The sequence below is a fragment of the Nocardia coffeae genome (assembly GCF_019890715.1).
GTDB lineage: Bacteria > Actinomycetota > Actinomycetes > Mycobacteriales > Mycobacteriaceae > Nocardia > Nocardia jiangxiensis.
The window spans coordinates 1-20,181 of sequence record NZ_JAINZY010000006.1; the positions used below are offsets into that span (position 1 = coordinate 1).

21 protein-coding genes are annotated in these 20,181 nt (G+C 67.7%); 16 read left to right on the forward strand and 5 right to left on the reverse strand.

From position 1 onward, the window contains the following. Positions 1–29: 29 nt before the first annotated feature. Both K7711_RS22020 and K7711_RS22025 read left to right on the forward strand, forming a co-directional pair. A complete protein-coding gene (locus tag K7711_RS22020) occupies positions 30–1,088 on the forward strand; it encodes a TIGR03857 family LLM class F420-dependent oxidoreductase (RefSeq protein WP_222971345.1) in 1,059 nt (352 codons plus the stop codon). Continuing rightward, positions 1,085–2,146 (forward strand): phosphotransferase family protein, encoded by a 1,062-nt coding sequence (locus K7711_RS22025; RefSeq protein ID WP_222971346.1) that lies wholly within the window; start codon positions 1,085–1,087, stop codon positions 2,144–2,146. The genes K7711_RS22020 and K7711_RS22025 overlap by 4 nt, the downstream gene beginning before the upstream one ends. A 147-nt stretch (positions 2,147–2,293) precedes the next feature. On the opposite strand, the gene K7711_RS22030 is transcribed toward K7711_RS22025, so the two are convergent. Beyond that, the gene (locus tag K7711_RS22030) at positions 2,294–2,902 is read right to left on the reverse strand and encodes a TetR/AcrR family transcriptional regulator (protein WP_222971347.1); all 609 of its coding nucleotides are present in this window, start codon (positions 2,900–2,902) and stop codon (positions 2,294–2,296) included. A 143-nt stretch (positions 2,903–3,045) separates the two neighbouring features. Here K7711_RS22030 and K7711_RS22035 point away from each other — a divergent pair, with 143 nt between their 5' ends. The 3 genes from K7711_RS22035 to K7711_RS22045 are packed head-to-tail and all read left to right on the forward strand — an operon-like array spanning position 3,046 to position 6,154. After that, positions 3,046–4,422, forward strand: coding sequence for a flavin-containing monooxygenase (locus K7711_RS22035; protein WP_222971348.1), 1,377 nt, complete (start codon positions 3,046–3,048; stop codon positions 4,420–4,422). Beyond that, complete coding sequence (locus K7711_RS22040) at positions 4,419–5,375, forward strand: alpha/beta hydrolase (RefSeq protein ID WP_222971349.1); 957 nt, start codon at positions 4,419–4,421, stop codon at positions 5,373–5,375. Before K7711_RS22035 ends, K7711_RS22040 begins: the two co-directional genes overlap by 4 nt. After that, a complete protein-coding gene (locus K7711_RS22045) occupies positions 5,372–6,154 on the forward strand; it encodes an SDR family NAD(P)-dependent oxidoreductase (RefSeq protein WP_222971350.1) in 783 nt (260 codons plus the stop codon). Before K7711_RS22040 ends, K7711_RS22045 begins: the two co-directional genes overlap by 4 nt. Before the next feature lie 43 nt (positions 6,155–6,197). Here the strand turns inward: K7711_RS22045 and K7711_RS22050 are convergent, their stop codons facing one another. Then, the gene (locus K7711_RS22050) at positions 6,198–7,802 is read right to left on the reverse strand and encodes an FAD-dependent oxidoreductase (RefSeq protein ID WP_235747613.1); all 1,605 of its coding nucleotides are present in this window, start codon (positions 7,800–7,802) and stop codon (positions 6,198–6,200) included. A gap of 119 nt (positions 7,803–7,921) precedes the next feature. Between K7711_RS22050 and K7711_RS22055 the strand changes: the two genes are divergently transcribed. Further along, entirely contained in the window at positions 7,922–8,518 is a 597-nt protein-coding gene (locus K7711_RS22055; protein ID WP_222971352.1) for a TetR/AcrR family transcriptional regulator, read from the forward strand. Positions 8,519–8,676: 158 nt separating this feature from the next. On the opposite strand, the gene K7711_RS22060 is transcribed toward K7711_RS22055, so the two are convergent. Next, entirely contained in the window at positions 8,677–9,819 is a 1,143-nt protein-coding gene (locus tag K7711_RS22060; RefSeq protein ID WP_222971353.1) for an acyl-CoA dehydrogenase family protein, read from the reverse strand. A 131-nt stretch (positions 9,820–9,950) separates the two neighbouring features. Between K7711_RS22060 and K7711_RS22065 the strand changes: the two genes are divergently transcribed. Both K7711_RS22065 and K7711_RS22070 read left to right on the forward strand, forming a co-directional pair. Beyond that, on the forward strand, positions 9,951–10,526 hold the full coding sequence (locus K7711_RS22065) for a TetR/AcrR family transcriptional regulator (RefSeq protein WP_222971354.1): 576 nt from the start codon (positions 9,951–9,953) through the stop codon (positions 10,524–10,526). Between the two features lie 128 nt (positions 10,527–10,654). After that, positions 10,655–11,464: a COG4705 family protein gene (locus K7711_RS22070; RefSeq protein WP_222971355.1), complete on the forward strand. Its 810-nt coding sequence runs from the start codon at positions 10,655–10,657 to the stop codon at positions 11,462–11,464. A gap of 34 nt (positions 11,465–11,498) precedes the next feature. Here the strand turns inward: K7711_RS22070 and K7711_RS22075 are convergent, their stop codons facing one another. Continuing rightward, positions 11,499–12,089, reverse strand: coding sequence for a TetR/AcrR family transcriptional regulator (locus K7711_RS22075; RefSeq protein WP_222971356.1), 591 nt, complete (start codon positions 12,087–12,089; stop codon positions 11,499–11,501). Between the two features lie 109 nt (positions 12,090–12,198). Between K7711_RS22075 and K7711_RS22080 the strand changes: the two genes are divergently transcribed. Both K7711_RS22080 and K7711_RS22085 read left to right on the forward strand, forming a co-directional pair. Beyond that, complete coding sequence (locus K7711_RS22080) at positions 12,199–13,431, forward strand: NAD(P)-binding domain-containing protein (protein ID WP_222971357.1); 1,233 nt, start codon at positions 12,199–12,201, stop codon at positions 13,429–13,431. A gap of 24 nt (positions 13,432–13,455) precedes the next feature. Continuing rightward, on the forward strand, positions 13,456–14,454 hold the full coding sequence (locus tag K7711_RS22085; protein ID WP_222971358.1) for an NAD-dependent epimerase/dehydratase family protein: 999 nt from the start codon (positions 13,456–13,458) through the stop codon (positions 14,452–14,454). A gap of 12 nt (positions 14,455–14,466) precedes the next feature. On the opposite strand, the gene K7711_RS22090 is transcribed toward K7711_RS22085, so the two are convergent. Beyond that, entirely contained in the window at positions 14,467–15,093 is a 627-nt protein-coding gene (locus K7711_RS22090; RefSeq protein ID WP_222971359.1) for a GntR family transcriptional regulator, read from the reverse strand. 198 nt (positions 15,094–15,291) lie between these two features. On the opposite strand from K7711_RS22090, the gene K7711_RS22095 reads away from it, so the two are divergent. The 6 genes from K7711_RS22095 (at position 15,292) to K7711_RS22120 (ending at position 20,170) form a co-directional block, all read left to right on the forward strand. Beyond that, positions 15,292–16,128, forward strand: coding sequence for an ABC transporter permease subunit (locus K7711_RS22095; RefSeq protein WP_308014880.1), 837 nt, complete (start codon positions 15,292–15,294; stop codon positions 16,126–16,128). Further along, the gene (locus K7711_RS22100) at positions 16,125–16,856 is read left to right on the forward strand and encodes an ABC transporter ATP-binding protein (protein WP_222971360.1); all 732 of its coding nucleotides are present in this window, start codon (positions 16,125–16,127) and stop codon (positions 16,854–16,856) included. Before K7711_RS22095 ends, K7711_RS22100 begins: the two co-directional genes overlap by 4 nt. A 21-nt stretch (positions 16,857–16,877) precedes the next feature. After that, the gene (locus K7711_RS22105) at positions 16,878–17,942 is read left to right on the forward strand and encodes an ABC transporter substrate-binding protein (protein ID WP_222971361.1); all 1,065 of its coding nucleotides are present in this window, start codon (positions 16,878–16,880) and stop codon (positions 17,940–17,942) included. Between the two features lie 15 nt (positions 17,943–17,957). After that, positions 17,958–19,322, forward strand: coding sequence for an LLM class flavin-dependent oxidoreductase (locus tag K7711_RS22110; protein WP_222971362.1), 1,365 nt, complete (start codon positions 17,958–17,960; stop codon positions 19,320–19,322). Beyond that, positions 19,319–19,729, forward strand: coding sequence for an OsmC family protein (locus tag K7711_RS22115; protein WP_222971363.1), 411 nt, complete (start codon positions 19,319–19,321; stop codon positions 19,727–19,729). Before K7711_RS22110 ends, K7711_RS22115 begins: the two co-directional genes overlap by 4 nt. A 171-nt stretch (positions 19,730–19,900) precedes the next feature. Continuing rightward, positions 19,901–20,170, forward strand: coding sequence for a hypothetical protein (locus tag K7711_RS22120; RefSeq protein ID WP_222971364.1), 270 nt, complete (start codon positions 19,901–19,903; stop codon positions 20,168–20,170). The last annotated feature ends 11 nt before the right edge of the window (positions 20,171–20,181 follow it).

Here is a 20,181-nt window from a genome sequence, read left to right on the forward strand (position 1 = left end):
AGTCACCGAAGAACTCAAGGCGCTCTGACATGTCGACCACACTCGATGAACTCGGCTACTACCTCCTCGCGGGTGCGGCCAGCACCGGGCCCGCCGCCTTGATCGAGGAAGCGCGTCAGGGGGAGGAGATGGGGTTCGGCACCGCCTTCATCTCCGAGCGGTGGAATGTCAAGGAGGCCGCCTCGCTCGTCGGCGCGGCCTGCGCGGTCACCGAACGCATCCAGATCGCCACGGCCGCAACCAATCACAACACCCGGCATCCGCTGGTGACCGCATCGTGGGCCACAACGATGCACCGGCTCTCGGGTGGCCGGTTCACCCTGGGGATCGGTCGCGGCATCGCGCCCATGCAGGCCGCCTTCGGCGTGCCGCCGGTGACCACGGCGCAGATGGAAGACTGGGCGCAGGTGATGCGCCGATTGTGGCGCGGCGAGGCCATCATCGGACACGACGGGCCGATGGGCCGGTATCCGGCGCTGGTGCTGGATCCCGATTTCGACGAGGACATCCGGCTCGGTCTGGTCGCCTTCGGACCGAAAACCCTTGCCCTGGGCGGACGTTCGTTCGACGACGTCATCCTGCACACCTACTTCCCGCCCGAAACCCTGCGTCGCTGCGTCGACACGGTGAAGATCGCGGCCGAACGCGCCGGTCGCGATCCCGCGGACGTCCGAGTGTGGTCCTGCCTGGCGACCGTGGGCGACCATCTGCCCGAACCTGTCCGGCTGCGCAAGACCGTCGCGCGCCTGTCCTCGTATCTCCAGGGCTACGGCGATTTGATGGTGCGGACGAACCGATGGGATCCCGCTGTGCTGCAACGTTTCCGGAACGATCCGGTGGTCACCTCGATTCCGGGCGCGATCGACGCCAAGGCCACCGACGAGCAGATCGCGCATATCGCCGAACTGATTCCGGACGAATGGCTCGCCGCCTCGGCCACCGGCTCGCCCGATGCCTGCGTGGACCGCATTCGCACCGAATTCGATCTCGGGGCGGACCGTGTCATCCTGCACGGTGCTTCACCGCGAGAACTGGAACCGATCGTGACGGCCTACCGCAGCCGCCGTGACGCCGAGGAGATCCGATGACCGATCTCGACGATATCCCCACGGATGCAAGCGAACTCACTCCGGACTACCTCACCGCCCTGCTGAGTGATGCGGGGCAGGACGTAGTTGTCGAGTCCGTGACCGCCACGCCGATCGGCTCGGGCCAGATGGCGGGTTCCTTCCGCCTGGACCTGGCGTACCGAAGTGCGACCGGCCTCCCGCCTCGCATGGTCGCCAAACTTGCCACCGGCCCGAAAGCGCAGCGCGACTTCGGATCCGGCGCATTCCGCAACGAGGTGCGGTTCTACCGCGATCTGGCCGCGACGGTTCGTGCGCCGGTTCCGCGCTGTCACGCCTCGGCGGTGTCCGAGTCGGGGAGCGAATTCCTGCTGCTGCTGGACGATCTCGCGCCCGCCGAACAGGGCGATCAGATCGCCGGATGCACCGTGGCGCAGGCGCGCGCCGTGGCCGTCGCGGCCGCCGGCCTGCACGGACCGCGCTGGTGTGACGAGACGCTGTTCGACGAGCCCGGACTCGCCCTGCCGACCGACGCGGATCGCGAGCTGATGGAATCGGTACTCGCCCCCATGACTTCGAGCTTCCGGGACAGATTCGCCGATCGTCTCACCGCACCGGAATCCGCCCTGCTGGACTGGCTCGAACGGACTGCCGGGGCGTGGCTGGTCGCCCCGATCGAGCAGTTCGCCCTGCTGCACGGCGATCTGCGCGTGGACAATGTCATGTTCGGCCCCGACGACACCGCCACCATCATCGACTGGCAGACCATCACTCCCGGACAACCGTTGCGCGACATAGCGTTTCTGCTGTCCACCAGCCTGACCGTCGACGATCGCCGGGCCGCGGAACAGAGCCTGCTCGCCGACTACCACGCGGCCCTGCTCGCGCAGGGTGTCACCGGTTACTCTCTGGAAGAATGCCGCCGCGACTACGCGGCCTCGCTCATCCAGGCTCCGCTGATCATCGTCTTCGGTTGCGGCGCAGCCCAACCCACGGAACGCGGCGACCGCATGTTCCTGACCATGCTCTCCCGCAGTGCCGCCGCGGTACACGATCTCGTGCCGGACGCACTGAGCTGACCGCATAGTGGCCGGAGCGTGCCATGGTTCGATTCCGGGGTGGAGGTCGACCCTCGTTGGTGCCGCGTGCCCATACGGCGTGGGTCGCAACGACCGTGTCGGGAGGGCAGTCGCGTCGGCCGGGATCGCTGACTGTACTGCGGCGCTTCAGGATTCGCGCAGTGGATCGGCACGCAGCCCCGGCAGGACGAAGCGGCGCATATGACGCAGGACCGCGGCCGGGTCGTCGGCGTCGATCGTCTCGCCGGGGATGGTGCCCAGGCTGATCAAGACCCGCGCGACCCATTCGGCGACCTCGGCCAGATCGTGGTGGCGGTGGATCTCGCCGCGGGCGGCCGCGGCCTCGACATAGGGCAGCCAGAACGTCGCCAGGTCCGGGACCAGACCCGTGACGCCCGCGCCCGCGCAGGCGGCGAACTCCTCGGGTTCGGTCATGCGCAGTCGCAGTGGTAGGGCGCCCGGCTCGTCATAGGTATGGCGGCCGATGCGCACGCCCGCGACGAGTTGTTCGGTGAAGCTGCCCAGGGTGTCCAATTCGGCGCGGGCATCGCTCCAGTAGCTGTCGCTCAGACGCACGATCGCCGCACCCAGCAGCGCCGACTTGTCCGGGAAATGCCGGTACAGCCATGCCCGCGACACCCCGGCCTCCTCGGCCACCTCGATGACGGTGGTGGCGCGAATTCCCTTGCGCGCCAGCAGTACCTGGGCAGCGTCGAGTAGCCGGTCCACCACCTGTGTCGTCGGTGCCTCGGTCACGCGCCCCGCTTCCGGTCGAAGGTCCGCCGAGGGCGGATCACCACTGGTTCCGCGAAAACCATAGCAAAGCGTAGACAGATCTGAGATTCTGTCTACCGTAGACAGAATCGTTCATCTGTCTACTGGTTCGGAAGGGATCGAGAATGTACCTACCGCGCACGGCCGTGATCGGCGCCGGTATCAGCGGGCTGACCGCGGGCAAGATGCTCAACGACTACGGCGTGCCGTACGTGTGCTTCGAATCCTCGGATCGGGTCGGCGGCAACTGGGCGTTCGGCAATCCGAACGGCCATTCCAGCGCCTACCGGTCCCTGCACATCGACACCTCGAAACATCAGCTGTCCTTCCGCGACTTCCCGATGCCCGAGAGCTATCCGGACTTCCCGCACCACACCCAGATCAAGCAGTATCTCGACGACTATTGCGCGGCTTTCGATCTCGGCTCGGCCATCGAATTCGGCAACGGCGTCACCCACGCGCGGCGACTGCCCGGCGGCGGCTGGGAACTCGACACCCAACAGGGACAGGCCCGGCGATTCGATCTGCTGGTGGTCGCCAACGGACATCACTGGGATCCGCGCTACCCGAATTTCCCGGGCGAGTTCACCGGTCACACGATGCACGCGCACCACTACATCGACCCGCGCACCCCGATGGACTTCCGGGACCAGCGAATTCTGGTGGTGGGCCTGGGCAACAGCGCGGCCGATATCGCCGTCGAGCTGTCCTCGAAGGCGCTGGGCAACCGGCTCACCCTGTCCACGCGCTCGAGTGCCTGGATCGTGCCCAAGTACATCGCGGGTCGTCCCGCCGACAAGTATTACCGCACGAGCCCCTATGTGCCGCTGTCCTGGCAGCGCAAGATCGCCCAGTGGGGGCAGCCGCTGACCGCGGGACGACCGGAGAACTACGGTCTGCCGACGCCGAATCACAATTTCTTCGAGGCACATCCGACGCAGTCGGTGGAGTTGCCGCTGCGCTTGGGCTCCGGTGATGTGCTGCCCAAGCCGAATATCACCCGATTCGACGGGCGCACAGTGTATTTCGAGGACGGCAGTAGCGATGATTTCGACATCATCATCTACGCGACCGGCTACAACATCACCTTCCCGTTCTTCGATCCCGACTTCATCAGCGCCCCGGACAACCGGATCGACCTGTACAAGCGAATGTTCCTGCCGGGCATGGAGGATCTGGTGTTCGCCGGATTCGCGCAGTCGACCCCGACGCTGTTCCCGTTCGTCGAATGCCAGGCGCGCCTGATCGGCGCGTATGCGGTCGGCGGATACCGGCTGCCCGCCGAGTCCGACATGCACCGAGTGATCGTCTCGGACCAGCAGCGCTACACCGGCCACATGCTCGACCGTCCGCGCCATACCCAGCAGGTCGACTACTTCCTCTACGAGCACGACATGCGCACCCGCGAGCTGCCCGCCGGAGCCCAGCGCGCGGCCTCGCAGGGTCCACCGATCTGGTCGCACGCGGGAGAGCAGGCAACGACGCAGGAGGCGAACAGATGAGCACGGACTATCGGCAGATCACCTTCCGCTCGGAGGGAACGGACTGTGACGCATGGTTTTTCGAGCCGAGCCCGGGTGGCGCCTTCCAGCGGGCCGAAGGGTGCCCGGTGGTGGTGATGGCGCACGGTTTCGGTGGGACGAAGGATTCCGGGCTGGAGCCGTTCGCACGGGCGCTGAGTGATTGCGGGCTGGCCGTGTTCGCCTTCGACTATCGGGGGTTCGGTGCCTCGGGAGGTGTTCGGCGGCAGCGGGTTTCGATGGTCGAGCAGGCGGGCGACTATCGGGCTGCGGTTGCGGCGGCCGCGCGGCAGCCCGGGGTGGATGCGGCGCGGGTGGTGCTGTGGGGTGTGTCGATGTCGGGTGGGCACGCGTTGACCGTCGCCGCGGATCGTACGGATGTGTGCGCGGTGATCGCGATGGTTCCGCTGGTGTCCGGGGCGGCCGCGGGGCGGCTGGCCTACGAGCAGGTGGGGCCCGGGGCGATCGCCGGATCGACGGTGCGGGCCGTGCGCAGTGCGCTGTCGTCGCGGGTGGGACGGGAGGCGGTGATGATGCCGCTGGTCGGCCGTCCGGGCGAACGTGCGGCGCTGACCGCCGACGGATATTACGAGAGTTATCTGGCTCTTGCCGGTCCGACCTGGCGTAACGAGGTGGACGCGGCGGTCGGGCTGGAGCTCGGCGGTTACCGGGTGGGACGGCGCGCGAGTCGCATCGCTGCGCCGGTGCTGATGCAGATCGCCGATTTCGACCGGGTCGCGCCACCGCATCCGGCGGCGAAGGTCGCCTTCGCGGCGCATGCCGAGGTTCGGCACTATCCGTGCGATCACTTCGACATATTTCCGGGGCAGGCGTGGTTCGAGCCCGCGCTCGCGCACCAGATCCGTTTCCTGAGCAGACATCTCGCCGAGGTCGCGACGGTCGATGCACAGGTCGATGCGGAGCGGACCGCATGAGCGCGCCGCAGGTCCGCACAGCGGTGGTGACGGGCGGGGCGTCGGGGATCGGCGCGGCTACGGTCCGGGCGCTGGTCGCCCAGGGGTATCGGGTCGTGGTGGCCGATATCGACGGAGACGCCGCGGGTCGGCTGGCCGACGAACTCGGTGACGCGGTGACGTCCGCGCGGATGGATGTGACCGACGAGGATTCGGTCGCCGAGGTATTCGCCGCCGCGTCGGGCGCGCAGGCGGTCGTGCACTGCGCGGGCGTCTCGGTGCCCGGCCCCATCACCGAACTCGAGCTGTCCGGCTGGCGCACAACCGTCGACGTCTGCCTGACCGGCTCCTTCCTGGTGGTCAAGCATGCCGGACGTCATCTGGCCGACGGCGGCAGCATCGTCTGCATCGCCTCCCTCAACGGTCGGCAACCGGGCACCGGCATGGCGGCCTACTGCGCCGCGAAGGCCGGTGTGCTGATGTTGATCGAGGTCGCCGCACTGGAACTGGCCGAGCGCGGTATCCGGGTCAATGCCATCTCGCCGGGCCTGGTCGACACTCCGCTGGTGGCGGGTGTCGCGCTGGTGCCGGGCCTGCGCGAGGAATATCTGGAGAACACCCCGCTCGGCCGCAGTGGTCGTCCCGAGGAGATCGCGGATGCGGCAGTGTTCCTCGCCTCGGATCAGACCCGGTGGATGACCGGCTCGACCATCGATCTCAACGGCGGCGCCCATCTGCGGCGTTACCCGGATGTGCTGGGACGGGTCCGGGCGATGGCGGAGGATGCGTCCGGTACGTGATCGGTTGCGCCGCAGCGGTATATGAGAACGGGTGCGATCACCTTCACACCCGGCTCTCGGCGGCCTCGGCCCGGGTCGCGGCGGCCGCGGTGGCCAGAACGTTCTCCAGTTCGTGTGCCGCATCCTGTGGTGCGGCAGGAGTACGCCAGGCGACGTAGCCATCGGGACGGATCAGCGTCGCACCCGTGGGGCCGATGCCGTAGGCGTGTTCGAACACTGCGGGTTCCTCGAACCGCACGTCGGTGCCGATCTGCTCGAAGACGACTCCGATACCCAGCCTCTCCGCGACTTGCGCTGCCGCGGAACGCCATTGGTCGTCGCGGGACAGCAATACCCAGTCGTGCCGGATCAGATCCAGCGTCGAGCGTTCGTGCCCGTCTACGGTGACCCACAGGTGCGGTGCGCGGGTACCGGGCTGACCGGCCCATTCGTCGGGCCGGGCGGCCGCAGGTAGGGACGAGTCCGCACCCAGGACCGCCGTGGAACGGTACAGCTGGCCCAATTCGATGGCAGCATCCTCGAGCACCGGGGTATCGGACTTCGCACCGGGCAGATACGCCTTGTAATCGGCACGGGCGAAGAGTTGATCGTGGCGCAGGTCCGCGACCGGACGGCGCTCGGCGTCGTAGGTGTCCAGCAGTCGGGAGTGGGACTTCCCGGACAACACCGCCGCCAGTTTCCACGCCAGGTTGTGCGCGTCGTCGATACCGGTGTTGGCGCCGAATCCGCCACGGTTGGGCGGCAATTGGTGCGCCGCGTCGCCCGCCAGGAAGATCCTGCCGGCCGAGAAACGGTCGGCGATCAGAGCCGTCAGATTCCATCGTCCGGTGGTGACGAGTTCGATCGGGATGTCGGTGCGGCCGATCGCGCGTTGGACGACCTCGATCCGCTGATCGGCGTCACGTTCGACGTCGTCGGACAGCATCAGCACCCAGCGACCGTCGCCGTAGGTGGTCAGGAATGCCCGCAGATCGGGCTGTTCGATCTCGAACTGGACCACCCCGTGTCGCAGGTACTCCTCGAGCGGGGCCCGGAACAGGATGCTGCGCTGCACCGAGAGCGGGCCGACGCCGTGCCGCTCGATACCCAGCTCGGTGCGCACCCCGCTGTCGCCACCGTCGGCGGCCACCACGTATCGGGCGCGCAGGGTGTACTCGTGGCCGTCGTCGCGGCGTCGCAGCACGGCGGTGACGCCGTCCTCGTCGGCTGTGAGCCCGAGAAGTTCGGTGCCCGAACGCAATTCGGCACCCAGCTCCATCGCCCGGTCGCGCAGCAACGGTTCGAGCCGATCCTGGGTGATGGCGACCGCGTGCACCGGTGACTGTTCGGCCCCGTACGCGCCGCCCCCGTCCGGGGTCCACGGATACTCCTGGATCCAGTTCCCGGTCAGACTCTCAACCCGGGCTCGCCGCGGCGGCTTCATCCCCTGCGTGGAGGCGGGTACCTCGATGCCGACCTGACGGAAGTGCTCGACCGTGCGGGTGGTGAACCCGATCGCGCGCGGGTGCGGCGAACTGCCGTAGTGCTTGTCGATCACTACGACGGGCACGCCCCGCCAGGACAGGAAAACGGCCGCGGACAAGCCGACGAGGCTGCCGCCGACGATGAGAACCGGTGTGGTGTCGATGTTTTCGATGTTGGTGTTCATCGTGATCATCCCTTCCCATGGTGTCGGTGGTGGTGAACTCTCAGAGAAAATGTAACTCACTAACAAACGTTACTCAATAACGAATCTGAGTGAGTTACGTCATTTGATAGAGTTCCGACATGACCAGCGAGCCGTCCGGACTGCGGGAACGCAAGAACGCCCGGACACGCCGCGCGCTCGCCGAGGCGGCGGAACGGTTGTTCCTGGAGAAGGGCTACGACCAGGTCGGCATCAAGGACATCGCCGATGCGGCCGATATCTCGGTGCCGACGATGTTCCGCCACGTCCCCGACGGCAAGGAAGCGGTGATGTTCGACGACGGGGTCGAGCGTCGGGAAAGTCTGCTCGCCGCGGTTCGCCGGCGTCCGCCGGGTCTGTCGCTGATGGCCGCCCTACGTGAGTTCATGGCAGGCCGGGGTCCGTTCCTCGTCGATCCGGGCCCGGAAATGCTCCGGCGCACCGAACTGATCATGAACACACCCGCGCTGCGTGAGTACTCCCGCCGATTGTGGATTCGCTGCGAAGCCCCCCTGGCCACGGCCATCGCCGCCGAACTCGGTCGCGAGCCCGACGACGTCACCGTACGCGCCATCGCGCGCTACGTCCTGGAGATTCCCCAATTCCTCGGCGACGAGCCCGATCCTCGCGCCGCACTCGACGCGGTCTTCGCCCTGCTCGAACGCGGCCTGGACGGGGTGAGTCGCCCTGCGTCCTAGACCATGCGGGGCGGGGCCGGACGAGGGGCTGCCGCCATATGATCGGTTGTGCGACAGTGTATACGGGCTCTGATGCAGTTTCGGTGCGTCGGATCCGCCGGGACGGCACGGCGCGGCCCCGGAACGTTGGAGTCGTCCGGGGGCCGTAGTGGATCGGGTCAGGATCCGGCGAGGGTTCGGGCGATGACCAGGCGTTGGATCTGGTTGGTGCCCTCGAAGATCTGGGTGATCTTGGCTTCGCGCATGTAGCGTTCGACGCGGAAGTCGCGGGTGTAGCCGTAGCCGCCGAGGACCTGGACCGCGTCGGTGGTGACCTTCATGGCGGCGTCGGTGGCGACGAGTTTGGCGACGGATGCGTTGCGGGAGTAGGGGAGTCCCGCGTCGCGGCGGCGGGCCGCGTCGAGGTAGGTGGCGCGGGCGGAGTCGACGGCCGCGGCCATGTCCGCGAGCAGGAAGCCCAGGCCCTGGTGGTCGATGATCTTGCGGCCGAACGTTGTTCGTTCTTTGGCGTAGGCCACGGCCTCGTCGAGGGCGGCCTGGGCCAGGCCCACGGCTACCGCGGCGATGCCTAGGCGTCCGGAATCCAGTGCGCTGAAAGCGATCTGGAGGCCCTGGCCCTCCTCGCCGATGCGGCGGGCGGAGTCGACGATCGCGTCGTCGTAGTGCGCGGTGGTGGTGGGGACCGCGGACAGGCCCATCTTCTCCTCGGGCTTGCCGAAGCTCAGTCCCGGGGTCTGCTTGTCGACCAGGAAGCACGAGATGCCGCGTGAGCCCTCGCCGGTGCGGGCGAACAGGGTGTAGAAGTCGGCGATGCCGCCGTGGGTGATCCACGCTTTGGTGCCGGAGATGCGGTAGCCGTCCGGGGTGGGTGTGGCCTTGCAGGCCAGTGCCGCGGCATCCGACCCGGCTTGCGGTTCGGACAGGCTGTAGGCCCCGATCGTGCTGCCGCCCAGCATATTCGGCAGCCAGCGCTGCTTCTGCTCGTCGGTGCCGAACACCATCAGGGGGTGGCACGAGAGGCTGTGCACGCTGACCGCCACAGCCACCGCCGCCCACCGGGCCGCGATCTCCTCGAGCACCTGCAGGTACACCTCGTACGGCTGGTCGCCGCCGCCCCACTCGGACGGATACGGCAGGCTCAGCAGACCGGCCTCGCCCAGGGTGGCGAAGACCCCGTCGGGATAGGTCTCGGCCTTCTCGTGGGCATCGGCGATCGGTGCGAGCGCCTTGTCGGCGATATCGCGGGTCAGCTGGATCAGATCCTGTGCCTCGGCGGTGGGCAGCAGACGATCGACGGCCACGGACAACTCCCTTGCCACTCGAATGAGATGGGTACGTACACCAGTACCGAGTTACGAGTCACAGTACTGCCAGACGCACAGTACTGCAAGGAGTACTTCAGTACTATTCGGGATATGGCATCATCGCGGACATGGCTCCGACCGAGTTCGCCACGCAGCGGCGCACCGAACTGTTCGACGCCCTGGTCGATCTGTTCCTCGCCGAAGGTTTCGCACACCTGACCCTGGGCGATATCGCCGCGCGGCTGCGTTGTTCGAAGTCCACGCTCTACACCCTGGCCGGGAGTAAGGAACAGCTGGTTCGCACCGCGACCGTGCACTTCTTCCGCCGCGCCACCGAACAGGTCGAGGCCCGCGTGCGGCCGGTCACCGGCGCACAGCAGCGGATCCTGGCCTACCTGTCCGCCGTCGGCACCGAGCTGTCGACCGCCTCGGACCGGTTCATGACCGATCTGGACGCCTTCCTACCTGCCCGCGAGATCTACGAACGCAACACCCGCATCGCCGCGGACCGCGTCCGCGAACTGATCGACGAAGGCGTCACCGCGGGCGAATTCCGCAGTGTCCATGCGGCATTCGCCGCCGACCTCACCGCCACCATGATGGTCCGTATCCAGCAGGGCGGCGTGCGGAACCGCACCGGACTCGATCACGCCGACGCCTACCGCGAACTCGCCACATTGCTCACCGCGGGAATCAGCGCCTGAAAATGCTTGTGGCGCAGTAATGATCGGTGTCCGGGCGTCCGCAGCCGGGTGTCGTGCCCGAACGGGTATACCCGACGTTCACCTGCGTCTCAGCGTCTCCACAGCGGCGCCCCGGCAAGGTGCGCGTCATGGATTACGTATCGGGGTACAAGCTGCCGCAGATCACTGTGCTGTTCTGGGTTCTGAAGATCGCCGCGACCACGTTGGGGGAGACCGGCGGGGACATGCTGTCGCAGACTCTGAACCTGGGGTATGTCGCCGCGTCGGTGGTGTTGTTCGCGATTTTCCTTGTGGCACTGGTGGTTCAGCTGCGGGTGCGGCGATTTCATCCGGCGCTGTACTGGCTGGTGATCGCGGCGACCAGTACGGCGGGCACCACGATGGCCGATCTGCTTACCCGGGGGCCGGGCTCGGGCACCTCCACCGACGGCGGGCTGGGATATGCGGGCGGAGCCGTGGTGTTGATCGCGGGACTGGCGCTGGTGTTCGCGGTGTGGAAGGTCACCGGCCTGAGCTATGACGTCACCAGGGTCACCACGTTCCGGGGTGAGTTGCTGTATTGGGCGGCGATCTTGTTGTCGAACACGTTGGGCACCACGACGGGTGACTATCTGGCCGACGAGACCGGGCTCGGGTACTGGCGTGCGGCGGTGGTGATCGCGGTGGTGATGGCGGTGATCCTGGCCGCGCACTACTTCACTCGGATCTCCGGAGTGGTGCTGTTCTGGATCGCGTTCATTCTGACTCGTCCGTTGGGTGCGACGGTGGGCAACTATCTGTCCAAGGAGCGCAGCAAGGGCGGTCTCGAGCTGGGCACCTACACGGTGTCGGCGGTCCTTGCCGCGGTACTGATCGCCGGTGTCGTCTACACGTACATCGCCATGCGCCGCACCCGGGAACCGGCTGCCCGTGATCTGGTCGGAGCGGACGCCGGGTGATTCCGGCCTCGTCGTCGGACGGAGAGAAGCGGAATCAGTTCTCGCGGTCGTCGATGAGAGTCTGGATGGCGTTCGCGTAGTACCGCAGCGATTCCGGGCCCCTCAGGTGGGCGCTGGATTCGAACAGGCAGATGCTCATCAGGATGCCGCCGATCTGGGCGGCGATCAGCTGGGCGCGCAGTTCCGGATTCGGGCCGGGGAGCCGCTCGGTCAGCGGTTCGATGATGTTGCGGGCGGTCGACTCGTCGAGGTAGCGGCGCACGTCGGGACGGTCCAGTGCGCCCAGGAGCGTCGCGTGCAGGCGCAGCGTCGAGTCGTCCGCCTCGATCAGCCGTTGCAGGATCGCGCGGCCGAGAGTGTCCAGCGGGCCCTCGACGAGTCCGCGCAGCTGCGGGGCCACGGTGACGGCCTCGAGGAAGAGTTTCTCCTTCGAACCGAAGTGCCGGATCACCACGGCGGGGTCGCTGCCGGCCTCGGTGGCGATGTCGCGCAGGGAGGCTCCGCTGAATCCGCGTTCGGCGAACAGCTTCGTCGCGGCCCGCCGGATCGCGTCGGGCGTCTCGGGGGAACGCGGGCGACCGGGCCGACGCGTGGGTGCGGGATCGGTGTTGCCGGATGCGGTCACCTGCCGAGTCTGTCCGAGCGCGGTAATTCTGTCAACGGCATTGACAGAAATGGGTGGGCGGAGAACAGTTGTCAATGACGTTGGCAAAACCCTCCGAAGGAGCACCGAGATGACCGAGGACGCGAAGACCGCGCAGACGACCCTTCGTGTCGGTGTGGTCGGTCTGGGGATGATCGGCGGCGGGGTCGCGGTGAGTCTCGTTCGGCGCGGCCGGATTCCGATCGTGTACGACGTTCGCCCGGACGCGTCCGACGGGCTCGACGGCGTGCCCCAGCAGGTCGACACGCTCGCCGAGGTGGCGCGCGAGAGTGATGTCATCCTGGTCGCCGTGGTGACCGCGGATCAGGCTCGCGAGGTGCTCACCGGCACCGAGGGTCTGCTCTCGGCGGCCCGCCCCGGCTCGACCGTGGTGTTGTTGTCCACCGTGAGCATCGAGACCGTTCGCGAACTCGCCGCGGTGTGCGCGCAGCACGAGGTGGCCTTCCTGGATGCCGGCGTGACGGGCGGGACCGAGGCGGCGAACAACGGTCTCACCGTGATGGTGGGCGGTCCGGAACAGACTGTGCACCAGGCGCTTCCGGTTCTGGAGGATTTCGCGAAACAGGTCGTGCACTGCGGGGATCTCGGCGCCGGGATGGTCACCAAACTCGCCCGCAACGCCTTGACCTATGCCGTCTGGGCGGCGGTGCGCGAGGCCGCCTCGATCGCCACCGCGGGCGGAGTGTCGCTGGATCGGCTGCTGCAGGTGTTGCAGAACACCGACGGCGGCACCTCGCCGCTGACCCTGCTGCAGGTACACGCCGCGGGCATCGAGATTCCCGAGGAGCGAATCGAATCGGCGGATGCGTTGGCGCAGAAGGATCTTGCCGCGGCGCAGGAATTCGCGGGCAGCGTCGGGCTGGAAGTGCCGATCACCGATGTGGTGCGGCCCCGGATGCGTGCGGTCTACAGCGGTGAACTGCCGGACGCGCTACCCGAGGACCCGCGCGAACGCGGCCTGGCCATGATGGACCGCGTCTACGGCACCGGTTATCACGAACTCGTTCCGCGCAACACCACCATCCCCAGCATCGAGCACACCGTCGAGCGGTTGTTCGCCCAGGTCTGGGCGCGGCCCTATCTGACATTGCGCGACCGGCGACTGCTCACCTTCGGCGTCACCGCCATGCGGGACCGGGGCGATCTGCTGCGCACCCAGCTGTCCGGCGCGATGGCCAACCAGGAATTCACCCTCGACCAGCTCCGCGAGATCGTGTTGCATCTGCACTACTACACGGGCTGGCCCGCGGGGTCCACGGTGCAGGGAGTTTTCGAGGAACTCATCGCCCGGACCGCGGCGTAGCCGATCGAAGCGGAGGTACCAGCGGTGGACACACCCCAACTCGTCATCGGTGCGAGCGGTTTCCTGGGCTCGCACGTCACCCGGACGTTGGTCGAACGCGGTGCGCGCGTGCGGGTGATGGTGCGCAGGACCAGTTCGCTACGCGCACTGCGGGATCTGGACGTGGAATACGTCTTCGGCGATATCACCGATCCCGATTCGCTGCGGGCGGCGATGCGCGACTGCGAGGTCGTCTACTACTGCGTCGTCGACGCGCGGCCGTGGTTGCGCGATCCCGCGCCGCTGTTCCGCACGAACGTGTCGGGTCTGCGCACCGTCCTGGACGTCGCGGCCGAGGCCGGGCTGCGGCGCTTCGTGTTCACCAGTTCGGTGGCGACGTTGCCGATCGGGACCGAAGTGATCGACGAGGCTGCGGGACAGCACAATTGGGAGCGGCTCGGCGGTGCGTACGTGCGCTCGCGGGTGCGGGCCGAGCGGCTGGTCCTGGACTACGCGCGTGATCGCGGATTGCCCGCGGTCGCGATGTGCGTGGCGAACACCTACGGGCCCGGCGATCATCTGCCCACTCCACACGGTGGGTTCGTGGCGGCCGCCGCACGCGGCAAGTTGCCGTTCTATGTGCGGGGCGCGGGTGCGGAGGTGGTCGATATCCGTGATGCCGCAACGGCTCTGGTGCTCGCCGGGGAACGGGGCAGGCCGGGGGAGCGGTACATCGTCTCGGCCGGATTTCGCAACACTCGCGAATTGCACGATCTCGCGGCCGGTGTCACCGGCGCGGCCCCGGCGCGTTACGGAATACCCCGTGCGGTGCTACCGGTGGCCGGGATCATCGGCGAACTCGTCGCCCGGATCAAGGGGACGGACGTGCGCGTGACGCGCACGACCATGCGTCTGATGCACACCATGACCCCGCTGGATCATTCGAAGGCCGAGCGCGAACTCGACTGGCATCCGCGCCCGATCGAGGACACGATCGCCGACGCCGCGCACTTCTTCACCCGGAACAGGAAGCGCCGCGACTGACGCGGCGCCGGGTCATGCTTCCCGGGCCGCGGCCGCTGCGATGCGCAGGTCCCGGGTGCGGACCTGGTGGGCGATCATGGCGGTGCGGGCGGCCTCGGCATCACCGGCGACCACCGCGGCCAGAATGTCGCGGTGCTCGTTCTCGATCTGCGCGAGATTGTCGGGTGACTGGGAGCGTTCGGTCTCGTAGACCGCCATCTGGGCGTCGAGCCGATCCATGAGTTCCTCGATGGTCCGGTTGTGCGCCGCCGCGCGCAGCGCGTGGTGCCAGTCGCTGTGCCGGCGCAGGCTCGTTTCGGGATCGCTTGCGGCGATGGCGGTTTCGAACATCCGCGTGAGCCGGGCCAGATCGATCTCCGAGCGGCGGGTCGCGGCGGAGAAGGCCACGGCCGATTCCAGGGCGATGCGCGCGTCGAAGATCTCGAGCAGTTCCTCGCTGGTGCGTTCGCGCACCCGGTAGCCGCGCGGGGCCTGCACCACCAGACCCTCGTATTCGAGCCGGTGCAGCGCCTCGCGCACCGGCGTCCTGGACACGCCGAGCTCGACCCCGACCGTCGCCGGAATCAGTTCCGTGCCCGGAGGGTAGGTCTGCCCGACGATGCGGTCGCGCAATTGCTTGTACGGCGACTCGTTGCTCATCGGCCCCGCTCCCTGTCGACTCCCTGTCCGCTTGCCTTCCAACGACTACCAGTACCGGTCGCCTGGCGCAAAGAGTTTGAATCCCGCTGTATACAACTGGCGTCATTTGTGTTCGATGGTGTCAGTGTCTTGCTCGCACATGTTGTTCTGCGAGGAGAGTCATGTACGTTCCCGTCCGGTCGCCGAGGTCTCGGCACCGTGTCTGACACCCTGACCACACCGGTCGCCCGGCCACTGCGCAGCACCGCGACCGTCCGCCGCCGGATACCGTTGACCGCGCTGCTGCCCTGGACGATGCCGGTCCTGCTGATCGTCGGCTGGCAGTGGGCCGCGTCCACCGGGATCGTCTCGGCCGAGATCCTGCCGCCACCCAGCAAGGTGCTCGATACCGCCGCAAACCTCTGGGGCACCGGCGAATTGCCCCGCTACCTGGGCGCCAGCATTCGGCGGGTGGCGATCGGATTCGGCATCGGCGCAGCCCTGGGCCTCGGGCTGGGATTCCTGGTGGGCCTGTCGCGCATCGCCGAGGCGCTGATCGACCGCAGCGTGCAGATGCTGCGCGCGGTCCCGCATCTGGCGGTGGTGCCGCTGCTGATCGCCGCGTTCGGCATCGGCGAATTGCCGAAGGTCGTGCTGGTGGCCCTCGGCGTCGTGTTCCCGGTCTATCTGAACACCGTCTCCGGAATCCGCTCGGTGGACCCGAAACTGGTGCAACTCGGCCGGTCCTACGGGCTCGGATATGCCGGTCTGCTGCGCGAGATCGTGATCCCGGGAGCCATGCCGATGATTCTCACCGGCATCCGGTACGCGCTCGGCGTCGCCTGGCTGACGCTGGTCATCGGCGAAACGATCGCCACCAGCGACGGCATCGGCTATCTCGCGCAGAACGGCCGCGACCTGCTGCGCAACGACCGCATCGTGCTGGCGATCGTGCTCTATGCGCTGGCCGGGCTGATCGCCGATCAGCTGGTCCGGCTGGTGGAGCGGCGGGTCCTGCGCTGGAATATCAACTACCGCAAGGGAAATGAGCGATGAGCCGGGTGCGCGCCGGGGGCGGGCTGGAACTGTCCGGCGTCGGCCATCGATATCGGGGTCAGCAGATCTTCGAGGGCATCGACCTCACCATCGAGCCCGGGGAGTTCGTGACGATCCTCGGGCCCAGCGGGGTCGGCAAGTCGACGCTGCTGCGGCTGCTGGCGGGGATCGAACAACCCGCCGCGGGCCGCGTCCGCTCGACCGGGGACGCGGAAGTGCTCTCGCGCATGATGTTTCAGGAGGATCGACTGCTGCCCTGGCGTTCGGTGCTCGACAACGTCCAGCTCGGTGTGCGCGGTCATCGCGACCGCGCGGTGGAACTGCTGCACGCGGTGGGGCTGGCCGGGCGCGAGCGGGACTGGCCGCAGGAGTTGTCCGGTGGACAGCGCCAGCGCGTCGCCCTGGCCAGGGCGCTGCTGCACCGTCCCGACGTCCTGCTGCTCGACGAGCCCTTCGGGGCGCTGGACGCCATCACCCGCGTCACCATGCAACGCCTGCTCGAACGGCTGCTCGCCGAACATCCGCGCACGGTCGTCCTGGTCACCCACGACGTGGAGGAGAGCCTGATCCTGTCCGACCGCGTGCTGCTGCTGACCGGCTCCGGCATCGCCCGCGACATCCGCATCGATCAGGCCCGCCCCCGATCGCCCGGCGACATCGAACTGGCCGCCCGCAAAGCCGATCTCCTCGACGCGCTGCTCGCCGCCGACCAGGCACTGCAGCCCTGACTCCCGAACGGAAGGTTCTCCATGTCATCACCCCCACGCACCCTGAACAGACGCGGATTCGTCGCCGCCGGAGCCGGACTGCTGGGTCTGTCCGCCCTCGCGGCGGCGGGTTGCGGCACCGGCGAGAAGGACGACGGCCCGCTGAAGCGGGTGCGTTACGCGTTGATCGGCGACGGCCGCGCCGAACCGGGCACCGTGCTGCGCAACAAACTCAGCGGCGTGGACCTCGGCGGCGAACTCGGCGTGCCGATCGAGTGGCCCACCGGATTTCCGGCCTCGCTGCCGGTGATGGAGGCGATCAAGGCGCACAGCGTGGACTTCTCCTTCGCGACCGCCACCGCCGTCATCTACGCCATCGGCGGCGGGGTTCCGATCGTCCCGCTGGTCGCCTACCCGCTCCCGGCGAACGAGGTCGACATCCTGGTTCCGCAGGGTTCGCCGATCCGGTCGGCCGCGGATCTGAAGGGCCGCCGCGTCGCCGACCAGCGCGGCACCACCGGAACCTACAGTCTGATCAAATATCTCGACAGCGCCGGACTCACGATCTCCGACGTCCAGTACGCGAATCTGACCGCCGCCGATGCCGAGGCCGCCTTCGCCCAGGGCAAGGTGGACGCCTGGATCACCTGGCAGCCCACCGCGGAATTGGCTCGCCGCAAGCACAATGCGGCGACGCTGCCCGATGTGCGCACCTACGACTACGCCTTCTTCGTGGCGAGCGAATCGTTCGCGAACAATCATCCGCAGCAGGCCGCGACGCTGGTGCGCAACGTGCGCGACGCACAGCGCTGGATCGAGAGCGATCCGCAGCGCGCGGTCGACGCCTTCACCCGGCTGGGCGGGTTCGGCAACAGCACATTGGAAGCCCAGGTCTATCAGGACCTGATCGAGAGCCGACGGCTGTCGTACTCCGGCGCGGGCTCCTTCGGCACGGTCGGCCACGACGCGATCGCGGGCACCCAGGACCTCGCCGACAACTTCCACCGCCTCGGCGTCTATCCGGACCGGGTCGATGTGACCGGCTGGCTGCAGAACTCGCGATTCGACGCGATAAAGCGCGTCATCGACCAGGAACTCACGAAATAGATTGCGACCGTAACCATGTCGATCCCACAGATGCATCTCGCCGCCTTCGTCACCGCCGGGCCGGGCCGACCGGGCGGCTGGCGGCACCCGTCCTCGGTGCCGGGGTGGCTCAACGCCGAGTACTACCAGAACATCGCCCGCACCCTCGAGGCCGGACGTTTCGATCTGGCCTTCTTCGCCGACATCCTGTCGGTGCCGGACCGATTCGGCGGCAGCACCGACAGCCAACTGCGCAACGGCGCGCTGGGCTCGCTGCGCCTGGATCCGCTGCACGTGCTCTCGTCGATGAGCGCGGTCACGACCCGGCTGGGCCTGGCCGCCACGGTGTCGACCACCTATGCCCAGCCGTACACGGTGGCGCGCTCGTTCGCCACCCTCGATCATCTCAGCGCCGGGCGCGCGGCCTGGAATATCGTCACCTCCTTCCAGGAAGCGGAGGCACGAAACTTCAACCGGGACAGTCAGTTTCCGCGCGAACTGCGTTACGAGCGGGCCGACGAATTCCTGGAGGTCGCCGGGAAGCTCTGGGACAGCTGGGACGAGGACGCCCTGGTTCTCGACGCCGCGCAGCCGCTGTTCGCCGATCCGGCGAAGGTGCACGAGATCGACCACGACGGCGAATTCTTCACCGTTCGTGGACCACTCAACGTGCCGCGCCCGCCGCAGGGCTATCCGGTGCTGATCCAGGCGGGCGCCTCGGCGAAGGGCAAGGATTTCGCGGCTCGCTGGTCGGACGTCATCTTCTGCAGCCACGCCTCGCTCGATTCCGCGCGGGCCTTCTACACCGAGATCAAGGAACGCGCGGCCACGCACGGACGTGATCCCGGGCAGATCAAGATCCTGCCGTCCATCACGCCGATCATCGGCACCACCACCGAGAACGCCCGCCGGTTGCACGACGAGATCTACGACATGGTGCCGCCGCTGGGCGGATTGTCCACGCTCGCTTACCATCTCGACGTCGACCTGTCGACGTTCCCGTTGGACGAGCGGCTGCCGGAGGTCGAGGTGCCCGGCGTGGAGGGGCACTACCGCGAGGTCCGCGAGATCACCGAACGCGACGGGCTGACCCTGCGCGAACTCGGCAAGCAGTACGGCGGCCGGGTCGAGGGCGGATTCGTCGGGACCGCCGCCGAGGTGGCCGACGGGCTCGAGGAGTGGTTCACCGGCGGCGCGTGCGACGGGTTCACCGTGCAGGTGCCCTACCAGCCGGGCGGATTCGAGGAGTTCACCCGGCAGGTGGTGCCGGAACTGCAGCGCCGCAACCTGTTTCGCACCGAGTACGAGGGGCGGACGTTGCGCGAGAATCTCGGTCTGGAGCGTCCGGGAGCGGGTGAGTGGGCGCACCGCGCACCGGTGTCCCGACGGGTGGCGTCATGAGCGACAACACCGTGACGGTCTCGGGCCACACCATTTCGGGCGTTCCCGGCCGGTTCGTCCTGGATGCCCGCACCAACCACCTGATCACCGATTCCCGTTTCGGTCCGGGCGAATCCGTGCAGGCGGGGGAGTTGTTCCTCGCCTCGCTGGTCTCCTGTGCGATGGCGAATATCGAATCGACCGCCACCGAAGCCGGTTATCCGGTCACCGGCATCCAGGTCAGCGCGAGGCACACGCGCGGGGTGGTCGATCCGACGCGCTACGAGGACACTCGGATCACGGTGCGGATTCAGGGGGTCGATGCGTCGGCAGCCGAAGAGCTGGCCGCGAGATTCACCGAGACCTGCCCGATCTACAACACCGTACGCCGCGGCACGGGCATCGAGTTGGAGGTCTTCGCCGAATAGCCTCGACAGACGTTCGGCCGCAAGCTATTTCGGCATGTCCCAGCGGTCGGGTGCGGGTGCGCGACGACGGCCTGTCCGGTGTCGGGCGATTCGGGAGTTACCCTGAACGGACCAAACGGCTGAAGGGAGGCAGCGATCGTGTGGCGATCGAGGGTGCTGAAGGATCCGCCGGTGGAACTCACCCGGTCGGAACGGCAGATGGGGTTGCGAGATGCGCGCGACGCGGCCCGCCAGGCGCGCAAATCGATGTGGCGAACCGCCGAATCGCAATATCGGCGCTACCGATCCACCGTGGGTGACGCGTATCTGGCCTGGCCGCAGTGGCATGCGGAATACCTGCGCACCTACCGAGGGCGCAACGCCATCACCACCGGGGCGGCGAACCCGTGGGGAGGTATGCCGCCCGGCGGCATCGGCGTGGGCGGTGTCGGTGGACCATGACGATCGCTCAC